The sequence below is a fragment of the Vibrio sp. 10N.222.49.C9 genome (genome assembly GCF_041474985.1).
Taxonomy (GTDB): Bacteria; Pseudomonadota; Gammaproteobacteria; order Enterobacterales; family Vibrionaceae; genus Vibrio; species Vibrio crassostreae_C.
This window is the reverse complement of sequence record NZ_JBFRVD010000008.1, coordinates 195,204-214,800: the sequence shown is the minus strand read 5'-3', so window position 1 is coordinate 214,800 and position 19,597 is coordinate 195,204. Positions and strand designations below refer to the sequence as shown.

Here is a 19,597-nt window from a genome sequence, read left to right as displayed (position 1 = left end):
ATGAGAATTAACAATGACCCAAATTAATGAACAACGTCTTGTAGAACATTTCTGCGATCTAGTGAAAATTGATAGTGAATCTCGTAACGAAAAAGCGATTGCTGAAGCTTTGGCTGAGCAACTCGGTGAACTAGGTTTTGAAGTTCACAAACTGGCGGTTCCTGAAGAAGTGTCTAATGGTTTCAACATCTACGCTCGTCTAGATGGCACTCTTCCAGGTAGCACAGTGTTCAGCTGCCACATGGACACAGTAACGCCAGGCATCGGCATTGAGCCAATCATCGAAGACGGTATCATCCGTTCAAAAGGCAACACAATTCTAGGTGGTGACGACAAGTCTGGTATCGCAGCTATCATGGAAGCGGTTCGTTGCATTAAAGCTGAAGGACAAGAGCACAAAACTATCGAGATTGCATTTACTGTATTCGAAGAAGGCGGTCTGTTCGGCTCTTTGAACTTCGATATGTCTTACATTCAATCTGAGCACGCAATCGTACTTGATACAGGCGGTCCAATTGGCACTATCGTAAACGCAGCGCCTGGCCAGCAGAAGATTGTTGCTAAAATCAAAGGTCGCCCTGCTCACGCTGGTTTAGCACCAGAAGAAGGCATCAGCGCAATTCAAGTTGCTGCAGACGCTATCACTAAGATGAACCTACTTCGTATCGATGAAGAAACGACAGCAAACGTTGGTATTGTTGAAGGTGGTCAAGCAACTAACATCGTAATGCCAGAGCTTAAAGTCGTGGCTGAAGCACGTTCTCTAAACGGCGAAAAGCTAACGGCTCAAGTTGAACATATGATCTCTACATTCCAAGAAAGTGCTAAGCAGTTCGGCGCTGAAGTAGAAATCGAATCAACTCGTGCTTACGATGCATTCGTTATTGCAGACGATCATCCGCACATTCTTTCTATCAAATCGGCGTTTGAGAAGCTTGGCGTCACAGCGAACACTAAACGCACTGGCGGCGGTAGCGATGCAAACAACTTCAACGCAAAAGGCCTGACAACAGTTAACCTTTCTACTGGTATGGCGAAAGTTCACACCACTGAAGAGTACATTGCAGTGAAAGACATGGTCGCAATCACTGAGTTTGTTGTGGCTTACGTAACGCAATAATCGAATCCATTAGTTAGGTAGTCACTTCTATCTAGCACAATGAAAAAAGCCGAGACATCATCACGATGCTCGGCTTTTTGTTGTTTAGGTGAACATAGAAGGTCGAACCTAAAACCCTCTACGCTTCCAGAATTGGCCTTCGTCTTTTGCTACTAGGTCGAATGTCTTGTCGGCGATGATGTTGCCTTTTAGCTCAACCGTCATGCGCCACTTTCCTAGCTTGTTCGAGACAGGAGCCCAGATAGTGTCACCTAAGTAGAAATCCCAGTCATTGTTACCGACATACTCCTCACCATCAAACGGTTCGAGCACTTCACCTTTGTCTGTGGTGATGTTTGGGTGATAAATGCAGTAACGGATCTTCTCACCTTTGGCTTTTTTGATATTCAGGATATAGCCAAACTCTACGTCGATTTCAGCATCAACGGTGGTGGTGAACTCTTGGATTTTTGGAAGATCTTTAGATTTTGAATCCCATGTGGAATAGATACCATAAGAAGTCATGTCGACCACAACAGAGCGCTTTGCCATTTCAATCGTTACCTTGAAGTTGTTCTATTAATTTAATTCTATTTGCCATTCAGCCACGCAAGCAGAAGAAGAACGAGGCTATTCTTGCCAGTCTTTCGCCATACGCTTAATTACTGAAGGTTCAATGTCGTGAATAGTGCCATATTGCTCTCGGCACACTTCGATAATTAATTCTGCTTTATATTTGAGTGCAAGTTGGCGGTAGGCTTTCATTTCCCAATGCTTAATAAAGGTATTCGAAACAACCACATCAAACCCTTGCTTTAAGCCGTTTTCAGCTGTGTTTTGACACCACTCATGAGCTTGTTGCAGCTGCCTAGGATCAAAATGGTACTCACCTTGCTCATTCACATAATACATATCGGCTTCGACATGCAATGCATCGTAGGTTTTTGCTTTTGTTGATTTGCCAGAGCCGGGCAACCCTCGAATGAGTATTAACTTCATCTGTCACTTTACAGGCTAATTCGAAAACATGAGTTTATCGTAAATAGTAACGAGTTGCTCTGATAACTGCCTCTGCTCAGCATACGAAAACCAAGTACTTACACACGACTCAGACAATCACTGAATACAATGAGACTCCCCTCGAAGCGCGTGGATTGCTTCTGATAGAAAACACAAATAATTTACATCTATCCATTTTGCATATCGACAAGCGTATCAAACTACTATAGATTTAGATGTATAGACGTCTACATATCTAGCTTAGGGAGAAAGCTGTGCCTATTCGCATTCCAGACCAATTGCCAGCATCCGATGTTCTTCGTGAAGAAAACATCTTCGTTATGCCGTTATCAAGAGCATCGACACAGGAAATTCGTCCACTTCGAGTCTTGATCCTCAACCTAATGCCGAAGAAGATTGAAACTGAAACTCAATTTTTACGCCTACTATCGAACAGCCCATTGCAAGTGGATGTAGAGCTGCTGCGCATTGATGACCGACCAAGTAAAAACACACCGACTGAACACCTTGATAACTTCTACCGCCAATTTGAAATGGTCAAAGAAAGAAACTTTGATGGATTGATCATCACTGGTGCGCCGCTTGGCTTGGTTCAATTTGAAGATGTGATCTACTGGGATCACCTGAAAACCATCATGGAATGGGCAAACAAGCACGTTACTTCAACGCTATACGTGTGTTGGGCGGCTCAGGCTGGTTTGAAGTTATTATATGATTTGCCAAAACGCACTCGTAAAGAGAAGCTGTCTGGTGTTTATAACCACGAGATACATAACCCATACCACCCTATTTTACGTGGCTTCGACGATACATTCTTAGCTCCGCACTCTCGCTATGCGGACTTCTCTCAAGAGTACTTAGCGGAACATACTGACCTTGATGTTCTTGCAACTTCTGATGTTGCAGGCGTATACCTAGCAGCAACCAAAGATAAGCGAAACGTGTTTGTAACGGGTCACCCTGAGTACGACTCTCACACACTTCACAATGAGTACATTCGAGATTTGGGTGAAGGCATGGAGCCTGTGATACCAATCAACTACTACCCGAATAACAATCCAGACAACAAACCGGTTGCAAGCTGGCGCAGCCACGGACACTTGTTGTTCTCAAACTGGCTAAACTACTGCGTTTACCAACAAACGCCTTACGATCTGGATCATTTCAGCGAAGACAACTTTACCAAAGACGATTAAGTTCTTTCTTCCGATTCACAAACACATAAACCGTGTTCAGTATGTTGTTGATAAAACGACGAATTGGACGCGGTTTTTTTATGGTGTGTGGGTCGCATTCCATGATAGATTTACGACTTCAATGGGTTTGATTTCATATGATGGGTTGGTGTTCATAAGGAGCTTCACATGCCTGCCAAGCCATCATTTTCAAATCCGATTTCGTTGTCCCGCCCTCTTTCGTTATCAAGTGTGGTACTACTTGCCTCGCTTTCCTTGGCCGGTTGTGTCTCTGTCACTGAAGGACCGCCAAAGATTGAAAGTGATCCTATCGCGATGTCTGAATCTCGAATCGAATTAGGTTTGGGCTATATGGGACAAGGCAATATGGTGAGAGCGCGTGAAAACCTTGAGCTCGCGATTAAACACGCACCTAGCTACTACCGTGCTCGGCTTTCAATGGCGCATTACTACGAACAAGTGGGTGAAGTAGATGAAGCGAGAAGCACTTACCGCAAAGCACTCAGTCTTGATTCAAGAAATGGCAATGTATTGAACAACTACGGTACCTTCTTGTGTAAACAGGGCGAATACGAACAAGCCGATAATTACTTCAATCGCGCCATCGACCAACCCTACTACTACTTGGTGTCTGCAAGTTATGAAAACGCCGCGTTTTGCGCATTTAAGGCTGGCAATACCGACCAAGCGAAGTACTACTTCAGCAGAGCGATTGACCACGATCCAAACCGCGTAAAATCGATACTACAGTTATCAAAAATTGAAGTGAGTGACGCCGATTACAATGACGCTCGAATCCGTTTATTCAAATTCCACCAGCGTTATGGCTATCAAATTCCATCGCTTAAAATCTTGGTCGATCTCGAAAACAAAGCAGGTAACAAAGCTCTAGAGCAGAAATATCAGAGTAAGTTAGATGAGTTGCTTTCTGCTTAGGTTATATGCAAAACACAAAAAAAACGGGCTTGTTGCGTTAACAACAAGCCCGTCCGTATTTCAGCTTAATATCTTAACTAAGTGCAGCCGCTATTTTAGCGCGATCCACTCTTGTCTTTGCTCATCGTCCATAAAGGTCCATGCGATAAAGCGACTTACCTTCTGGCCTTGTGACATCTCGACGACTTTCACTTGTTTAGCTCTAAGCTTGCCAAGCTCTGAACGAACCATATCGACGTTATCTTTCTTAGAAATCAATGTCGTAAACCACAAAACTTGAGTAGCAAAAAGTTGACTCTCTCTTGCCATCTTCATAATGAAAGCGGCTTCACCACCTGGGCACCAAAGCTCGGCTTTTTGACCACCAAAGTTTAAGGTTGGTTTAGCTTGCTTAGTTGATTTATCTAACTTAACTGGCTTCTTGTTCGTTTCAGGCTTGAATGACTGACCGGCTTTCTTAGCACGGTTCGCCGCTAGATTATCCAGTTTACGTTGTGACCCCTTTTCAGCCTCTTCAAGAGAGCTGTGGAATGGAGGATTACAAATAGTGACATCGTAACGTTCATTATCCTTAATCACGCCCTTAAAGATAGATTCAGAGTCAGCTTGTAGGCGAGCGCGGATCTTACCTTTTAGATTAGGGTTGCTTTCCGCTATGAAGTTCGCTGTTTTGATGGAGACTGAATCAACATCTGTCCCTGTACAACGCCACTTATACTCTGTCGCACCAATGATTGGGTAGATACAGTTTGCACCGACACCAATATCTAATGCTTTCACAGACGCGTGGTTATAGGGTTCACCTTGGCCATCGCTATTAAGGATGTCGGCCACTCTGTGAATGTAGTCTGCACGACCAGGAATTGGCGGGCACAAGTAACCAGCAGGAATATCCCAATGTTTAACGCCATAGTGATGCGCCAACAAAGCTTTGTTGAGTAGCTTAACGGCCAATGGATCAGAGAAATTAATGGTGTCTTCGCCAACCGGATTCTTGATCAGATGCTCTTTTAGCTCAGGCAAGGCTGCAACTAGTAACTCGAAGTTATAGCGGCCAGTGTGCTGGTTTCTTGGGTGTAATCCACCTTGAGGTTTTTCAGCCGAGCGTCTTTTCTGAGCTGCGTTCTTGTTAAAAGCCGTTTTATTGAAAGAACCCTTATTCGATGATCCTTTATTGGCACCCGGTTTACCTCTGCTATCTTTTGCAAAAGGTCGCTTTGCTTTGTTATTGCCCGCGCCTTTAGGTGCACTATTCTTGCGGCTTTTATCAGATGTGTTCTTTGTAGAAATACGCTTGTCGCTGCTTGGCTTAGCTGTACTTGGCTTAACATCAGCTTGGTTGTCTTTTGTTTTTGCTGATGAAGTGCTGTTTTTCGACAGGCTTAGCGTCGTTCTATTTTGTGATTGGCTCATTGGGCTACTTCTTTAAATCTAAATACATCATGAATAAACGGGCATCCAACTCAAGTTGATGATATTCCGGTTCCATGTGACAGCATAGTTGGTAAAAGGCTTTGTCGTGCTCTTTCTCTTTGATATGCGCCAGTTCGTGTACCACCAGCATTCTTAGCAAAGGTTCTGGTGCATTTTTAAAAACACTGGCGATACGAATTTCATTCTTTGATTTGATCTTTCCACCGTGATTCTTAGCAACGTAAGAATGCAGACCTAACGCATTATTGATTAGGTGTATCTTGCCGTCGTAAATCACTTTGCTGATCGGTGGTGTTTTTTTCATGTAGCGATTTTTTATCTCAATCGCATAGTCAAACAGGGCTTTCTCGCTTTTTATTTCATGATTCTTTGGGTAGCGAGCTTCAAACCAAGGCACCAATTTACCCGACTCTACAAGTTGAGTAACAGGATCAAGAATGTGCTTAGGATAGCCTTGAATATAGCGTAAAGAAGGATGCATGCTGAAAGACCGTACAAGTTACACCACGACAATACGTTGTGGTCTTGAAAATTGAGCCGCATAGTGTAACTGATCACACTTTTCTAATCACCTAGGATTCGTTACACTTTAGCGAGATTCACCAAGAGAATGAAAAAATGAAACGTGTTGTATTGTACGTCGCAGACAAATGCCCGCACTGTAAAGATGCCCAAAGGTATTTAGACTCTAAGAAAATTGTTTACCGCCTGACGAATGCAAAGATGCAGCGTGGCCGTAAAGAATTGCAAGCAATGGGTGCTCGTTCTATCCCCGTGCTTAAAATCGGCGATCAAGTGATGGTCGGCTGGAATCAGAAAAACTTCGATAAGATGTATAACTCAAAGAACACCTAACGTGCTCTGAGCCAGTCATACTTCTATACAACAAAGCCCGAATATCCAATCTAGGATGTTCGGGCTTTGTTTATTTAAATCTTACTAAATCACACATACCGCTTAACGAAATCAATAAAGGTTCGGTCTGCTTTTGACAGATACCCTTCCTTTCTCCACGCCAAAGATAGGTTCAGTTTCACAGGGTCTTTAAATGGCACGCCTACGACATCTTCCTCGTATTCTGTCACCAAGCTAAGCAACGCGGTGATGGCAAACTCTCGCTTCACGATGGAAAGAATCATTGGCAATAAATTGGTTTCGAACGCAATGGTCATATCGAGATTGTACTTCTTACAAGTCGCATCGATAAAATCGCGGTGGAAGTAGCCCGATTTGAACATGATCAGCTCTTGAGCAAAAAATTCTTCAAAGGTGATGGATGGTTGCGTTGCCAGTGGGTGATCTTTGCCAACTACAGCTAACATTTCTGAGCTTAACAGGTGGTCAGTTTCAAGATCATCAGGCACGTTTTCATGGTTGATTACGCCAATATCGAGTTCGCCGTTTAACAGCATTTCACGAATAGATGCGGTGCCTGCATCAATCAAGGTCAACTTTAGGTTTGGGTATTGGCTTTTAAAGGCCATCACGACTTGGGGAAAAAAATAACTGCCCATCATACTTGGAGCGCCTAATCGAACCTCGCCTTTCTCTAACCCCTTTAGCTCATTCATCGCGAGTTGAGCGTCATCAAACTGCTGGGCGATTCGCTTCGCATGCTCAAACAGTACCTTTCCCTCTTCCGTTAAGGTGACGGATTTATCTCCTCGACGGAATAGAATCAACTCAAGCGTCTGTTCTAGTTTTTTAATAGAAATGCTCAATGCGGGCTGCGCGATATGCAGCGCTTTTGCGGCCTGAGTGAAGTTACCAAACTGCGCAACAGCCAGAAAATGTCGAAGAGGTTTTGATTCAAGCATGGCGATATATTTAATATATAGGGGTGATATTTTTAATATATTTCTTTAATCACACTTGTGCTGATAACTTGTTCACAAATAGCTTACTAACTCGTGCAGGCACAACGTAAATGTTTGATAAAGGCAGTCTTCAATACAAACGCATCACCCAATCATTGGCGATTGGCTCGTTTATCATTTTCTGTAACCTTTACCTCTTTCAGCCAATCTTGCCGCACATGGCGGAGCACTTCCAAGTATCTGAAACTCAGATCAACTGGTTGTTTGCTGCTACAACACTCGGCCTTTCGATTAGCTTGGTACCTTGGGCAATTGCCTCTGAAACCTTTGGTCGTAAACCCATTATTCTGTTCAGTCTGTTCGCTATCCCATTAATAGGGTTAAGCATGGTGTTCACGACTACCTTGTTGCAACTCGTTATTGCCCGCGCATTTATGGGCATCGCTGTGGCGGCGTTTGCTGGTGTGGCGGTTGCCTATATGGTTGAGGAGTTAACACCCAAAGCCTTTGCTGTCGCGATTGGAGGTTATATTGCGGCCAACTCATTGGGTGGAATCTTCGGACGTGTATTAGGCGGCTTAATTACAGACTATTTCGATTGGCATGCAACTGTACTGTTTTTCGTTGTCGGTTCATTGCTTGGTGCACTCTTTATTGCCTATCGCCTACCTGACCAACAGAACTTCAAACCTCAAAAAGGGCTGTTCTTTCATCACAACCGCTCCGTTGTAATGCACTTAAGAAACCGTACCTTGTGGCTTGCCATGTTGATTGGTGGTGCTAACTTCGCGCTGTTTGTTAACCTGTACTCTGTAATGGGCTTTAGGCTAGTATCCGAACCTCACTCGGTACCCGTTGGTTTAGCTTCACTGATATTCCTATGTTACTTGGCCGGTACGGTAAGCTCTAAGCTCTCCAACAAATGGACACTTCGCTTTGACCCGTTAAGCGGAATATTGATGGGCGTGTGTATTAGCTTAATCGGAATGCTAATTTCTGCAGTCGACAAAGTTCCGTTCATGCTAGCAGGCTTGTTATTGATTAGTGGCGGCGCGTTCTTCGCCCATACCCTTGCCTACTCTTGGGTAAGTCAAAAAGCACCGAGCGCTAAGGCAACGGCAACCGCTCTTTACTTAGTACACTATTACATAGGCGGGAGCTTAGGTGGTTTCTTACTCTTGTATTGCTGGCAACTGTTCGGTTGGAATGGCGTGATTGCGGGCGGTTCAATCTTCTATGTTGCGATATTTGCTTGGGTCTACCAATTAAAACAACTTCAAGTATCGGCCTCTAAACTCGCACAAGCATAAGTACGACTAAGGTTGTAACTCAATTATTGCTTTTGATTGACGTCCGTTCTGATATCCTACGCAAAATTTCATTTCGGAACCTGTTATGTCGAACACTCAAAGCACAGATCTTCAAACCATCCACGACCAAGTAAAACAGTGGTTAGACGATGTCGTTATTGGCCTAAACCTGTGTCCATTCGCAGCCAAGCCACAACGTAATAAACAGATTAAGATCTTTGTGAGTGAAGCAAATACGGAAGAAGTGTTGTTGCAAGACATCATGACGCATTTCGTAGAGTTAGATAACACGCCAGTCGCGGAATTAGAGACGACTTTGGTTGTTGTACCTAACATGCTGCAAGATTTCTTCGACTACAACATGTTCATTGATTGGATTGAAGCGTTGATCAAGCAAGAAGATTGGGAAGGCGTTTACCAAGTAGCAACCTTCCACCCAGACTATTGTTTTGGTGGTGCGGATCCAGAAGACGATGAAAACCTAACGAACCGTTCTCCGTACCCGGTTTACCATTTGATTCGTGAAGCGAGTATGGAAAAAGTGTTGAAGCACTACCCTAACCCTGAAGCGATTCCTGATACCAACATCGCGAGAGTTGAATCCTTAACTCCGGAAGAACGTCGTCAACTGTTCCCTTATCTGTTCAGCTAATCGTTCAGTTAATCGCTAACAAAATGGCTCATATTCCTGAGCGTTCTTGATGATATGGACGAGAAATGAACTGATCTCGTCCATTTTGTTTCGCAATGTACAGACATTCATCGGCAACTTTGATCAGCTTATCTAACGCCGACATCCTTTCCCCTTTGGTATCCCCGGTACTCAACTCAAAATGACACGCACCGATTGATATAGTGACAGGCTTTCTATCCAGTGTGATTTTCTTCATCTCTTGCAAAAGAGTCATGAACTTATCTTCAACACAACTTGGTGTTTTATTTGGATACCAAAGAATGAACTCTTCACCACCAAAACGTGCAACAAACTCACCTTCTTGAGTGTTGCTGCTCAGAACATTGGCAACTTTCTTCAACACAACGTCACCCATTTGATGACCATAAGTATCATTTACCTGCTTAAAGAAATCGATGTCGACAACGGCCAAGGTTCCCTTTCCTAAAGAGCCTTTTAATTGCTCCACTTCTGCATTCAATGTTTTGAACAAGCAACGTCTATTTGGTAAGTGTGTCAGAGGATCATACAGAGCTTGATACTCCAATTTCTCATTCAGTTCTTTTAGCTTTCTTTCTTGCTGCCTTCTAACCAGCTCCACTTCGATCCATGACGCCATTAGTCTCATCACGTCGACATCGAACTCTTTAAACTCACGATGATAGGGCGCTGGACTTGAAAAGTTTAAGGTGCCATAAAGCTCATCATTAACGAAAATGGGAACCCCAATATAAGACTCCAAGCCAAAAGACTGGTAAGCAGGGTGCTTCGCATACTTATCGTGTTTACCACAATGCTCAATGCAGATAGGACCAATCGATTTACAGGTAATTTCGCAATAGGTTGAACGATAATCAAAAGTGTCACCGCTATTGAGTTCTACCCCTTCAGGCGTAACACAATGTTCAACAACATAAGTATTGCCATCGACTTTAGATAAAATACCGATATCAAGGTTGAAGCGTTCAAGCCCCATAATAAGCAGCTGAGCGATCTGAATATCGAAGCCCTTTCGATAATCATTGGTGATTTGATACAAGCGGCGTATAACAATTTCGCTTTCACTGGCTTGGTTCATAAATGGGATTCCACTACTGCTGACATTAATGACAACATTAATATTTCGTATATTAAGAAGAGTAAAGTGTAAAAAAACATAATAATCAATTAGTTTGTATGCAAAATACCTCATTGGTCCAATGAATAAAAGTCGCGTTCTTCCACTTTGCGTTAGCACCCCATTCCTACCTTTGTTAAAATGGTCCATTAACGAAACAGAATGGATAGGAATATGAACCTTTCTCAACTAAACCAAGAAATCTACGATCACCTTTACCGCGACATTGAAGAGTTCCGCAGTACTTTTGATCTGCCGGTTGCTGCTCCTGAAACAATGGACGAAAAAGGCGATACGCTACATACCTCTCTAGCGATCGAAGAGCTAACAGAACTTGCAGAAGCTGACTCTAAAATCGAACAAGCGGACGCTATTGTAGACAGCGTTTATGTTTTGATGGGACGTTTGGTTCACCTTGGCCAATCCAAAGTAGAAGACAACCTAGCGATCAGCTACTTAATCGACTTACTGTTGAACGTTGCCAAAAACCGTTCAATTGACTTCTTACCTTGCTGGGACGAAGTACACTCAAGCAACATGAGCAAAGTATGCCGTAATGAAACAGAATACGCAGAAACAGAAGCATTCTATGCTGAGCAGAACATTAAGCTAATGGCGGTTCAAAAAGGTGAATACATCATTGCTAAATGCGCTGAAGATTTTGTATCGGAAGGTAAAACAGTTCGCCAAGGTAAAGTACTAAAATCTGTACACTACCGTCCAGCCAACCTTGAGCCTCTTACAGCTTAAGTAGAGTTAAAACTGAAGCGCTTCAAAGCATCAGTTGACTGAAATAGAAAACGCCACGTTATTGTAACGTGGCGTTTTATTATCTGTCTGTAAATTCTAACTGTGTAGCTAAGCGCTATACCAGTCGTGCCATATGATAAGCCGCCACATATTCGCCATTTCTGAAAGCGAACCCTGCGGACTCTCCTTCAATCACGAAACCAAACTTCTTATACAGACTGATCGCTCTTTCGTTATCGGTATACACCGTTAACTCCATTCGCTTGATGTTAATCCAGTTATCACACAAGTCGATTGCTGTTGCGAGCAGTTGGCTACCGACACCTTTGCCTAACACATCGTCTTTAACACCCATACCAAATGAAGCCACATGTCGTCTTCTTGGATTCACACACACTTCCATTCCCAAGTTGCCAACAATCTCATCGTCGATCATCGCGACATACGAGTACACGTTGTCAGGCATATTAGAGATTCGTTTTTGCCAGCTTTCCAGAGATGGATTTGGGAGTTGCAGCGTACCGGTATAAGCATTAGTGCATTCGTAAACTTCTTTTATTCCCTTCGCATCTGACGGCTCAGACCGTCTCACTATAATACTCATCGCAACTCCTAATATTTCTTCGCTAAATATGAAACACATCCTCAATGTGCACCTAGACACACTAACAAATAGTAAATATTTAACAATAGGTTAGATGAAATTGTTTTTATTGGGGCTGACGTGAGGAATGTATCTGGATGTTCTGAAGAAGTAAATTCGTAGAATCAAGGTTAGTTAAACTCGAGGTCATTAGATATGGGCACCTCAGGTGTGCCCATATCGTGAAACCTATGGAGTTATTGAGCTGGACGCCAAACGCCCCATTTGTCATTTTCGTAAGTCGCTTTAGGGTTAGTGCCACCTTGAACCCACCATTGTGCTTTCCATGACTGGTTCGAGTAAGTCACGACTTCGCCACCAAGGTAAGTCGCTGATGAGTCCCACGTACCTGGATCTGGCGTAGGGTCTGGGTCAGGAGTCGGATCAGGATCCGGCGTTGGATCTGGGTCTGGTGTTACGCCACCGTCATCAGCAATTACTTCAAAAGTGAAGGTTTCAACACTGTCGCTTTCAATCGAGCTAGCCATAAACGATAAAGTTTCGTTTGCAGTGATGCCAGTGGTATCAACTACGATAGAAGCCGTGCCGTTATTTTGAATGCTTACAGAAGTACCTTGAGTTTGAGTCAATGTCGCCGCTTCGCTTGTTGCAATTACAACTTTGTCGCCAGCATTCACTACGTTGTCACTCTTCACTAGCTCGTAGATGTCGCCTTTTAATGGTTCAACACCACCGTCGCCACCATCAATCAGCGTTAACTGACCAGAAGCACGGCTATCTTTTGAGTTAAAGAAGTTACGTGAAGGATCGTTTTGGAAGTACATGTAGTGCTGCATTTCAGCGTGCCAATCACCAATGAAGATCGCGCCATCTTTAAACTCTTCGTGCCAGCCGTTAATCTCTGAAGCCAACAAGCGAGCCCAATCGTTAACGTTTGAAGCGTCGATAACGATGTCGAAGCTACGCGCGACTTCACCGTACTTGTTGATGATGTCGTACTTAACCGTATCACCAATTTCTGGCGTACCAAACTGGTCAGAAACAAACAGGTCGCCACGGACTAGATCAGGTTGAGGTGTAGGCTCTGGTGGAGGGGTTGTGCCACCCGCGATAGTGATGTCTGAACAGTTGTAGAAGCCTTCGCCCGCAGCATCATCACGTTGCCAACGAACGAATAGAATCGCATCGCCAGAACGGTCTGAAGGAATAGTGACATTAATGCGGTACTTGCCGCCATTAACCGGAACGTTACCCTCTTCTTGGATAAGATCTAAGTCTCCCCACGCTAGGCCTTTGCTTAGGTCCGCGTTTGGTTTCGTTAGGTAGAACTCCCAGAAAGAAGGGTTGTGTGGCGCTGTCGCATTGAATACATATTCAAACGTACCAGTATTTAGCTCGGTACGAGTCCAACCAGTATGAGGCGCACCCATGCCGCGTTTTTGCGAATCGTTGGCATAACATAACGTGCCGTCAGGAATCGCCGCTTTTACAGCATTGATATTATTGAAATCTTGGACATTTTTCGCGTACTCGTTACGTTGAACAAACGGGTATGAACCCGAAATGTCTTTTGCTTGAGCACACGCAGCATTAGGTGGTGTACCCGACCAAATCCCGCCTTGCTCGTAACACGTGTTCTGACGCGCGCTTGGAAACTCAGACCAACCATGAGCATTTGCCACTGACGGCACACTCGATAGCATAGCCATACCCACTGCTATTTTTAGAATATTATTATTTATTGTTGTCACTTTCCCACTCTCTATTATTTTACCCTAAACACAAAACCAATTGGTTACTAACCAACCAGCACTGTAATTCGAAGGTTTATAGTTTCTGACTTAAAGAACAACGAAAAATATATACGTCAATTTTATCAATAACAGCAGATTTTATATTGATAGGAATCAGCATCACACAACTCAAACAAATGCGTTGTAGATAGATGATATTGGTTCGAATTATCAATTTTTACCGACAAAAATTACGCATTCCCTAAGAAAATAGATCGCTAGGAAGATATTTTTTCATTGAATTAATTGGAGTGAAACGCTCGCATAAATAATGATATTGAGTGCTTTTTATCATCATTATTATTACGTTGTTGAGACTGCTGTAAAGTCGCTAAGCTATTGAGCGTATACGTTTATAAATGGATAAATCATTAAACGTTAATTTGAACGAGCTAAACTAATAGCGGCTATTCATGCCAAATCGATTCGACATATCATCGTCCATACGACCGCCCTTCCAACCGCCACCGCCCAACAAATTAAGTACATCACGCGCGTTATATTCCTCACCACCGAAGAAGTCATTAGACACATTATTACGCAGCAATTGAATGGCTGGAGCAATTTCAGCAGCAAGGTCTTGTGGATCAGCAAACAATGCTAAGGCAACCAGTTGTTGGCGCTTACTTAATTCACATGAACTCGTTTCTACTTGCCCAATAGAGAAAAAGTCACTGCTTCCGTACGCTTTCACCAACTTTGCAGAAAGTGATTTGATTACTTTCTTGATTCGTCGTCGTTGAATATATCTAAACATATAGATTGCCTTGTATTGATGAGCTTAAGTTAACCAAACAGCAGATAGGTCTGATTGTCGACTGAGATACTTTTGACTTCGGTGTTGAACACGGACTCTAGCTGCTCAGGGGTAAGCACTTGATCAGCTGAGCCTGATGCTTGAAGTACACCTTTATCGAGCAACAACACTTGGTCTGCGTGTCTTAGTGTTCTGTTCAAATCATGGTTAGCCATGATCACGGCGATGCCCTTCTCAGCCACTCGTTCGATAAGCTTGTACAACAAGGCTTCTTGAGCAATATCCAACGGAGCTGCGGGTTCGTCGAGGATCAGCAGCTTCGCGTATGGGTTAAGTGTCGGCCAAATTTGCAGGCACATTCCCGCCAAACGTACGCGTTGCCATTCACCACCAGACAGTGTCTGAATTGAGCGATGAAGTTTGTCTGCAATGTCTAGCATCTGGCTGATTTCTTCCAAAGCTGCGTTGATTTCAGCATCAAGGCCGTGTGAGGAGCTTGGCAGTGACAATGCAAGATATTGGAACACTTCTAAGTTGAAGGCTGGCCTTGCGCTTTGGCACAAGTAAGCGCGATGCAATGATAAATCTTGTAAAGACAGCTCCGACAAATCCTGCCCGTCGATCTTTATATCGCCTTTGTAACCATCACCAATTCCAGATATCGCTTCGAGCAAGGTACTTTTACCGCTGCCATTAGGGCCGATAACGTGAGTCACCTGCCCTTGCTTGAGCTCAAATGATAGTGGTAATAAACGAGCGCCGACGCTCAGGCTCTTAATTTGAATCATGATTTTTAATTAACATCCAAATGAAGATAGGCGCACCGATACTGGTGGTCATCACACCCAAAGGCAGCTCTGCGGAATCTAATAAGGTTCTTGCACAGATATCAGCAAACACCAACAACGCAGCGCCAGCAACGGCAGACAAAGGAAGAAGGTATTTGTTATCAGTACCAATCGCTAAACGCAACAAGTGTGGCACAACCAAGCCAACAAAGCTGATCACGCCACCTAAAGCTACCGCGCAGCCGACTAAAATAGACACGGCGAAAATTAGACGCCAGCGCAATCTCGGTACGTTTACGCCTAACTGTGCGGCATGCGTTTCGCCAATCATTAACTTATCTAGCTTACTACCTTGCAGGCACAGCCAAATAATCACGGGGATCATCACCAACGTGAGCGAGTGTTGATACCAAGTGACGCCACCTAAGCTGCCCATCAGCCAATACATCAATAAGCGTAGACTTAAGTCATCACTAAAATAGAACGCCCATGTCACCATCGCGCCAGAAAGAATGCCTAACGCGACACCCACTAGTAGTAATTTAGCCGTGGTGAGTCGCATCGTTTTTACCATGCTCACCAGTATCACGGTGAAACAGAGCGAGCCTAAAACGGCGGCAATCATGAACAGTTCTGGTGTGGGAGCAAACGGCAAGAAGAACAGCACGATAACCATCGCCAAACTTGCACCACCAGAAATGCCGAGCACACCGGGCTCTGCTAATACGTTACCCAATAAGACTTGTAAACTTGCGCCAGATACGGCTAACCCTGCCCCGATAGCAATAGCCGCCAATAGTCGAGGTAAGCGTAAATCAATCAGTAGTTTTTGTTCTAACGTGGACAATGTGCCCAGAGGGGAAATGAAAAGATCGCCAACCATTAGGTAAATCGCACTCAGCGCGACAAGCAGTGCTGCCATCAGATAAATGGCTCTAGTCCATTTGCGCTGTTTTTGGTGAAGAAGTTGTTGGAAATCCATATCAAGCTACTTTGAAAATGTTCGCGTAACCTTACCTGTATCCCCAAATAAACTCAAGGCTCACACCGTAATGTGAACCTTGATATTTCAACCAGTTGAGCGGTTGTTTTCGTCGTTTAAACCCGAGTCGATATTAATCGTACACAAGCTGACCATGGTCGAATCGCGTTTCAACTTCACACACCATTAAGGCTGCTCGTTGACCGATAGCAACATTACGATTAGGGAACACCACCGCTTCGTTTTCATTCTTAGCCATTAACGGTTTATCACCATCATGACCGAATACTTCACCGTGCTTGAACGCGGTAAAGTTCTCTACAGAATCTGAGAACATGAAATCGAAGTCATCATGTAAACGAACAATGGTTCTGCTCACGCGATAAGTGATGGTTCGCTTAGGTAAATGCTCTGGCTCAACTTCAGCAATCAAGTTACGCATCGCCAAGTCAAAAGCCGTTAGCTTATCAAGTTGGTTCTCACCAATTCTCGCGACCTGCCCTAGTTCCATTGTCAGTGCTTGCGCTTCGAAGTTTTCAGCACTGTACCAACTGAATGTACTGGTTGGCGCATTTGACAACAACACTGCTTCCACGTGCGCACTGTTAATGAAATCAAACAGCTCTTTACTGCGTACTTCGTGGCGAACTTTAGGGCTCACTGCAAACGAGTAATGCTTAGATAAACGGATTGCACAGTGCAAATCTAGATGCCAACGAGTGGCAGGTTCCGTTTCTTTGTAAAACTCAGTCACCAAGAACTTCAAGTTCTTCGCGATATCCACTTCTCGATTGCTCTCGTACTGCTTTTCATCAAACAGACGATTCATGTTCACATCAAGAAAACGAGTATGCGCGTTAGTGGCTTCTGGGTGAGCTATGATAAACAAGCATCTCGCGTTTACTACTTGGAAACCTGTTTCAATATCCTCAATGAGCTTATCGATCAGCTCCATTGGTGAAGTTTCGTCGCCATGAACACCGGTTGAAAAAATGATGTTCTTGGTTTCAGAATTAAAATCCGCGGGAATCACTTCCAAGACACCGCGTTGATGAAGCTTAATTTGAACACCGTTACTCAGTACGGTCTGTCCTGCAAACACTTCTTGCTCAAGATCTAGGCTGTCAAAAAGAAATGATTGGCGAAAGAGGGTCTTCGTCATGCGCTACTCCTTAATTGCACGGCCGTATGTTAATAAATTGTACATAGAAATTGTGTTGCTAGGATCGCACTTATCAACAGAAACTCCGTTATCACTCACAAATACTACCCATATATTTTTATATTACCTGCTGACTTTACTAACCGACATCTGTTCCAAATAACTTTCTCTATTTAAAGAGACTTTTGGTTGTTTCGGCTTATCTCAGGTTATGCCAGCAAGATAAGAGCCACGTAAGCTAACACAGCTCTTACCTGCTATGAACAGATTGAGATCAATTAATCTTCCCGATCGAGCAATCTTTCAAATTCATCGATTTGAACTTTGACCATGTCGATGCTTTGTTGCCAAAAATCAGCTTGAGTCAGGTCCATTCCTAAGTGCTTTTGAACGACTTCTTCCGCCATCATGCTGCCCGTATCACGAAGCAACGAAACGTAATCGCCGTAGAATTGCTCACCTTTCGCATCGCGCTGAGCGTAAACACCTTTACTGAACAGGTAACCGAACAAGTATGGGTAGTTGTAGAAGCTTACTTGAGAGATGCTGAAATGCAGTTTGCTCGCCCAGAAGTAAGGGTCAGCTTCTGTCATTGCATCGCCATACCACTCTTTCCAAGTCGTTTCCATCAAGTCACACAGCTGCTGAGCCGTTAGCTCGCCTTTTTCACGCTGCTCGTAGAAGGCTTTTTCAAACTCAAAACGAACGGGAATGTTCACCATTAATGCCAAAGAAGAAGAAAGCTCTTCCCACAGCATTTCAAGTTTCTCATTACGTGTTTGTGCTTGTTTTAACAAATGGTCTCGAACGATATTTTCAGCAAAGATCGAAGCGGTTTCTGCTAGCGTCATTGGGTAGCGTGTTTGACACAACGGCATGTCTTTCATCACCCAGTTGTGGAACGCGTGGCCTAACTCGTGCGCTAATGTCATTAAGTCTGAGCGGCTACCGCTCCATGTCATGAACACAAGCGGAGTGCGTGTAGCAGCAAACTTGGTGCAGTAAGCGCCTAAACGTTTGTTGGCTGCTGGTGCGGCATCAATCCAACCATTATCAACCATCAAAGCGACAAAATCAGCCATCTCTGGATTTACTTCAGCGAACGCAGTTTTGATCACGTCGATCGCCTCATCAAATGGGTAAACCTTAGATTCAGCGTCACCCAGCGGCGGCATCGCAGCTAAGTGGTTCCATGGCTTCATTTCATCTAAGCCATGAACTCTTGCCATTAACAAACCTGCTTTCTGACCAACAGCTCGATTAGCTTTCGCTACCGACATCATGGTGTCTAGCGTTTCTGGCACAATGCGGCTGCCGTGTAGGCTTGGATCTAGGAAATGCACATCGCTAATCTTCGAACGCTTTTTGTTTTCAGTCAGTCGCCAACCCGCCAATGCATTTAGAATCGAAGCAAAAGACTCTTGGTGCGTTTTCATCGCACCTTGAACCGCGCGCCATGCTGGTTCTTGTTTGTCGAATTCGCTGCCGTACAACAGGCTCGCGGCTTGTGAAAAGCCTAGGGCTTCCTCTTCACCGTCCAGCTTTAGCGACAGTTTTAAAGATCCGGTTAGGTTATCGTATAAACGACCCCATCCGTCACGACCATCAACCTTCATCGCTGCCAATAACTGCTCTTCAGCAACACTGAGTCGGCTGCTTGATAACTTACGAGAGCTTTCAATCGCAAAGCGCTGCCCTGCTACGTCCGCACTATCATGCTCTAATACTGCATCAATAAATTCTGGTTCTGCGTGAATTAGCGTATCTTCGTAAGGGCTGAACGCTTGAGACATTTCAGAGTTCAGCTTCGCTACACGACCAAGCAATACTTTCGCTTCTGTGTGTGTCGCGTCGACCGATGCGTGGCAATTAGCGAAGGTGTTGATTGTACTCAGTAATGTGCCTGCCGCTTCTGAAGTCTGAATCGCGTTTTGCATCGCTAGAATGATATGACGCTTTTCAACGTGTAGGTTCAACAGCTCAATGCACTGCTGAATGAGTTCAATGTCCTGTTCGATTTTTGCATCATTAAGATCGCTATAAGCAATGCTTAGATCCCAACTTGGTGTTGTCATGACTAAATTCCTTTCACGTAGGTAGTAATACCAATCAGGTATAGCGGCTGTGAACGCCGCTTTATACTTCTATTTATATTTCTG

At 44.0% G+C, this 19,597-nt stretch carries 20 protein-coding genes; 7 read left to right on the top strand and 13 right to left on the bottom strand.

Features of this window, described 5'->3' with window-relative positions:
• Positions 1 to 13 precede the first annotated feature (13 nt).
• Positions 14 to 1,120: a M20/M25/M40 family metallo-hydrolase gene (locus AB4585_RS03115; protein WP_017059177.1), complete on the top strand. Its 1,107-nt coding sequence runs from the start codon at positions 14 to 16 to the stop codon at positions 1,118 to 1,120.
• Positions 1,121 to 1,228: 108 nt separating this feature from the next.
• Here AB4585_RS03115 and AB4585_RS03110 read toward each other — a convergent pair whose 3' ends face one another.
• Positions 1,229 to 1,651 (bottom strand): DUF3859 domain-containing protein, encoded by a 423-nt coding sequence (locus AB4585_RS03110; RefSeq protein ID WP_019824122.1) that lies wholly within the window; start codon positions 1,649 to 1,651, stop codon positions 1,229 to 1,231.
• 78 nt (positions 1,652 to 1,729) lie between these two features.
• Positions 1,730 to 2,098 carry an ATP-binding protein gene (locus AB4585_RS03105; protein WP_017065537.1) on the bottom strand — a complete coding sequence of 123 codons (369 nt, stop codon included), beginning with the start codon at positions 2,096 to 2,098 and terminating at the stop codon, positions 1,730 to 1,732.
• A 275-nt stretch (positions 2,099 to 2,373) separates the two neighbouring features.
• On the opposite strand from AB4585_RS03105, the gene metA reads away from it, so the two are divergent.
• Together metA and pilW are read left to right on the top strand one after the other, a co-directional pair.
• Complete coding sequence (gene metA / locus AB4585_RS03100; protein ID WP_017066439.1) at positions 2,374 to 3,315, top strand: homoserine O-succinyltransferase; 942 nt, start codon at positions 2,374 to 2,376, stop codon at positions 3,313 to 3,315.
• Positions 3,316 to 3,483: 168 nt separating this feature from the next.
• Positions 3,484 to 4,251 carry a type IV pilus biogenesis/stability protein PilW gene (pilW, locus tag AB4585_RS03095; protein WP_017065536.1) on the top strand — a complete coding sequence of 256 codons (768 nt, stop codon included), beginning with the start codon at positions 3,484 to 3,486 and terminating at the stop codon, positions 4,249 to 4,251.
• 90 nt (positions 4,252 to 4,341) lie between these two features.
• Here pilW and rlmF read toward each other — a convergent pair whose 3' ends face one another.
• Positions 4,342 to 5,664, bottom strand: a complete 1,323-nt coding sequence (rlmF, locus tag AB4585_RS03090; RefSeq protein WP_017066172.1) for a 23S rRNA (adenine(1618)-N(6))-methyltransferase RlmF — start codon at positions 5,662 to 5,664, stop codon at positions 4,342 to 4,344.
• Positions 5,665 to 5,668: 4 nt separating this feature from the next.
• Entirely contained in the window at positions 5,669 to 6,166 is a 498-nt protein-coding gene (locus AB4585_RS03085) for a YgjP-like metallopeptidase domain-containing protein (protein ID WP_004734935.1), read from the bottom strand.
• A 137-nt stretch (positions 6,167 to 6,303) separates the two neighbouring features.
• On the opposite strand from AB4585_RS03085, the gene AB4585_RS03080 reads away from it, so the two are divergent.
• Entirely contained in the window at positions 6,304 to 6,540 is a 237-nt protein-coding gene (locus AB4585_RS03080) for a glutaredoxin family protein (RefSeq protein WP_016786183.1), read from the top strand.
• 89 nt (positions 6,541 to 6,629) lie between these two features.
• Here the strand turns inward: AB4585_RS03080 and AB4585_RS03075 are convergent, their stop codons facing one another.
• Complete coding sequence (locus tag AB4585_RS03075; RefSeq protein ID WP_017065533.1) at positions 6,630 to 7,502, bottom strand: LysR family transcriptional regulator; 873 nt, start codon at positions 7,500 to 7,502, stop codon at positions 6,630 to 6,632.
• A gap of 110 nt (positions 7,503 to 7,612) precedes the next feature.
• On the opposite strand from AB4585_RS03075, the gene AB4585_RS03070 reads away from it, so the two are divergent.
• Complete coding sequence (locus tag AB4585_RS03070; RefSeq protein WP_017070902.1) at positions 7,613 to 8,812, top strand: MFS transporter; 1,200 nt, start codon at positions 7,613 to 7,615, stop codon at positions 8,810 to 8,812.
• 85 nt (positions 8,813 to 8,897) lie between these two features.
• Positions 8,898 to 9,464 (top strand): DUF1415 domain-containing protein, encoded by a 567-nt coding sequence (locus AB4585_RS03065; RefSeq protein WP_017059169.1) that lies wholly within the window; start codon positions 8,898 to 8,900, stop codon positions 9,462 to 9,464.
• 28 nt (positions 9,465 to 9,492) lie between these two features.
• On the opposite strand, the gene AB4585_RS03060 is transcribed toward AB4585_RS03065, so the two are convergent.
• On the bottom strand, positions 9,493 to 10,563 hold the full coding sequence (locus AB4585_RS03060; protein WP_372169322.1) for a diguanylate cyclase domain-containing protein: 1,071 nt from the start codon (positions 10,561 to 10,563) through the stop codon (positions 9,493 to 9,495).
• 213 nt (positions 10,564 to 10,776) lie between these two features.
• On the opposite strand from AB4585_RS03060, the gene AB4585_RS03055 reads away from it, so the two are divergent.
• Positions 10,777 to 11,352, top strand: coding sequence for a nucleoside triphosphate pyrophosphohydrolase family protein (locus tag AB4585_RS03055; protein WP_008217561.1), 576 nt, complete (start codon positions 10,777 to 10,779; stop codon positions 11,350 to 11,352).
• Positions 11,353 to 11,467: 115 nt separating this feature from the next.
• Here the strand turns inward: AB4585_RS03055 and AB4585_RS03050 are convergent, their stop codons facing one another.
• The 7 genes from AB4585_RS03050 to AB4585_RS03020 form a co-directional block, all read right to left on the bottom strand.
• Entirely contained in the window at positions 11,468 to 11,956 is a 489-nt protein-coding gene (locus AB4585_RS03050; RefSeq protein WP_017068284.1) for a GNAT family N-acetyltransferase, read from the bottom strand.
• A 236-nt stretch (positions 11,957 to 12,192) separates the two neighbouring features.
• Positions 12,193 to 13,659, bottom strand: coding sequence for a lytic polysaccharide monooxygenase (locus AB4585_RS03045; RefSeq protein ID WP_372169351.1), 1,467 nt, complete (start codon positions 13,657 to 13,659; stop codon positions 12,193 to 12,195).
• 487 nt (positions 13,660 to 14,146) lie between these two features.
• Positions 14,147 to 14,506, bottom strand: coding sequence for a DUF6559 family protein (locus AB4585_RS03040; RefSeq protein ID WP_102320089.1), 360 nt, complete (start codon positions 14,504 to 14,506; stop codon positions 14,147 to 14,149).
• 29 nt (positions 14,507 to 14,535) lie between these two features.
• On the bottom strand, positions 14,536 to 15,294 hold the full coding sequence (btuD, locus tag AB4585_RS03035) for a vitamin B12 ABC transporter ATP-binding protein BtuD (protein ID WP_136978782.1): 759 nt from the start codon (positions 15,292 to 15,294) through the stop codon (positions 14,536 to 14,538).
• Positions 15,281 to 16,276: a vitamin B12 ABC transporter permease BtuC gene (gene btuC / locus AB4585_RS03030; protein WP_017096955.1), complete on the bottom strand. Its 996-nt coding sequence runs from the start codon at positions 16,274 to 16,276 to the stop codon at positions 15,281 to 15,283. Before btuC ends, btuD begins: the two co-directional genes overlap by 14 nt.
• Before the next feature lie 133 nt (positions 16,277 to 16,409).
• Entirely contained in the window at positions 16,410 to 17,438 is a 1,029-nt protein-coding gene (locus AB4585_RS03025) for a succinylglutamate desuccinylase (RefSeq protein WP_017059157.1), read from the bottom strand.
• A 278-nt stretch (positions 17,439 to 17,716) separates the two neighbouring features.
• The gene (locus tag AB4585_RS03020; protein ID WP_372169321.1) at positions 17,717 to 19,513 is read right to left on the bottom strand and encodes a M3 family oligoendopeptidase; all 1,797 of its coding nucleotides are present in this window, start codon (positions 19,511 to 19,513) and stop codon (positions 17,717 to 17,719) included.
• Between the last annotated feature and the right edge of the window lie 84 nt (positions 19,514 to 19,597).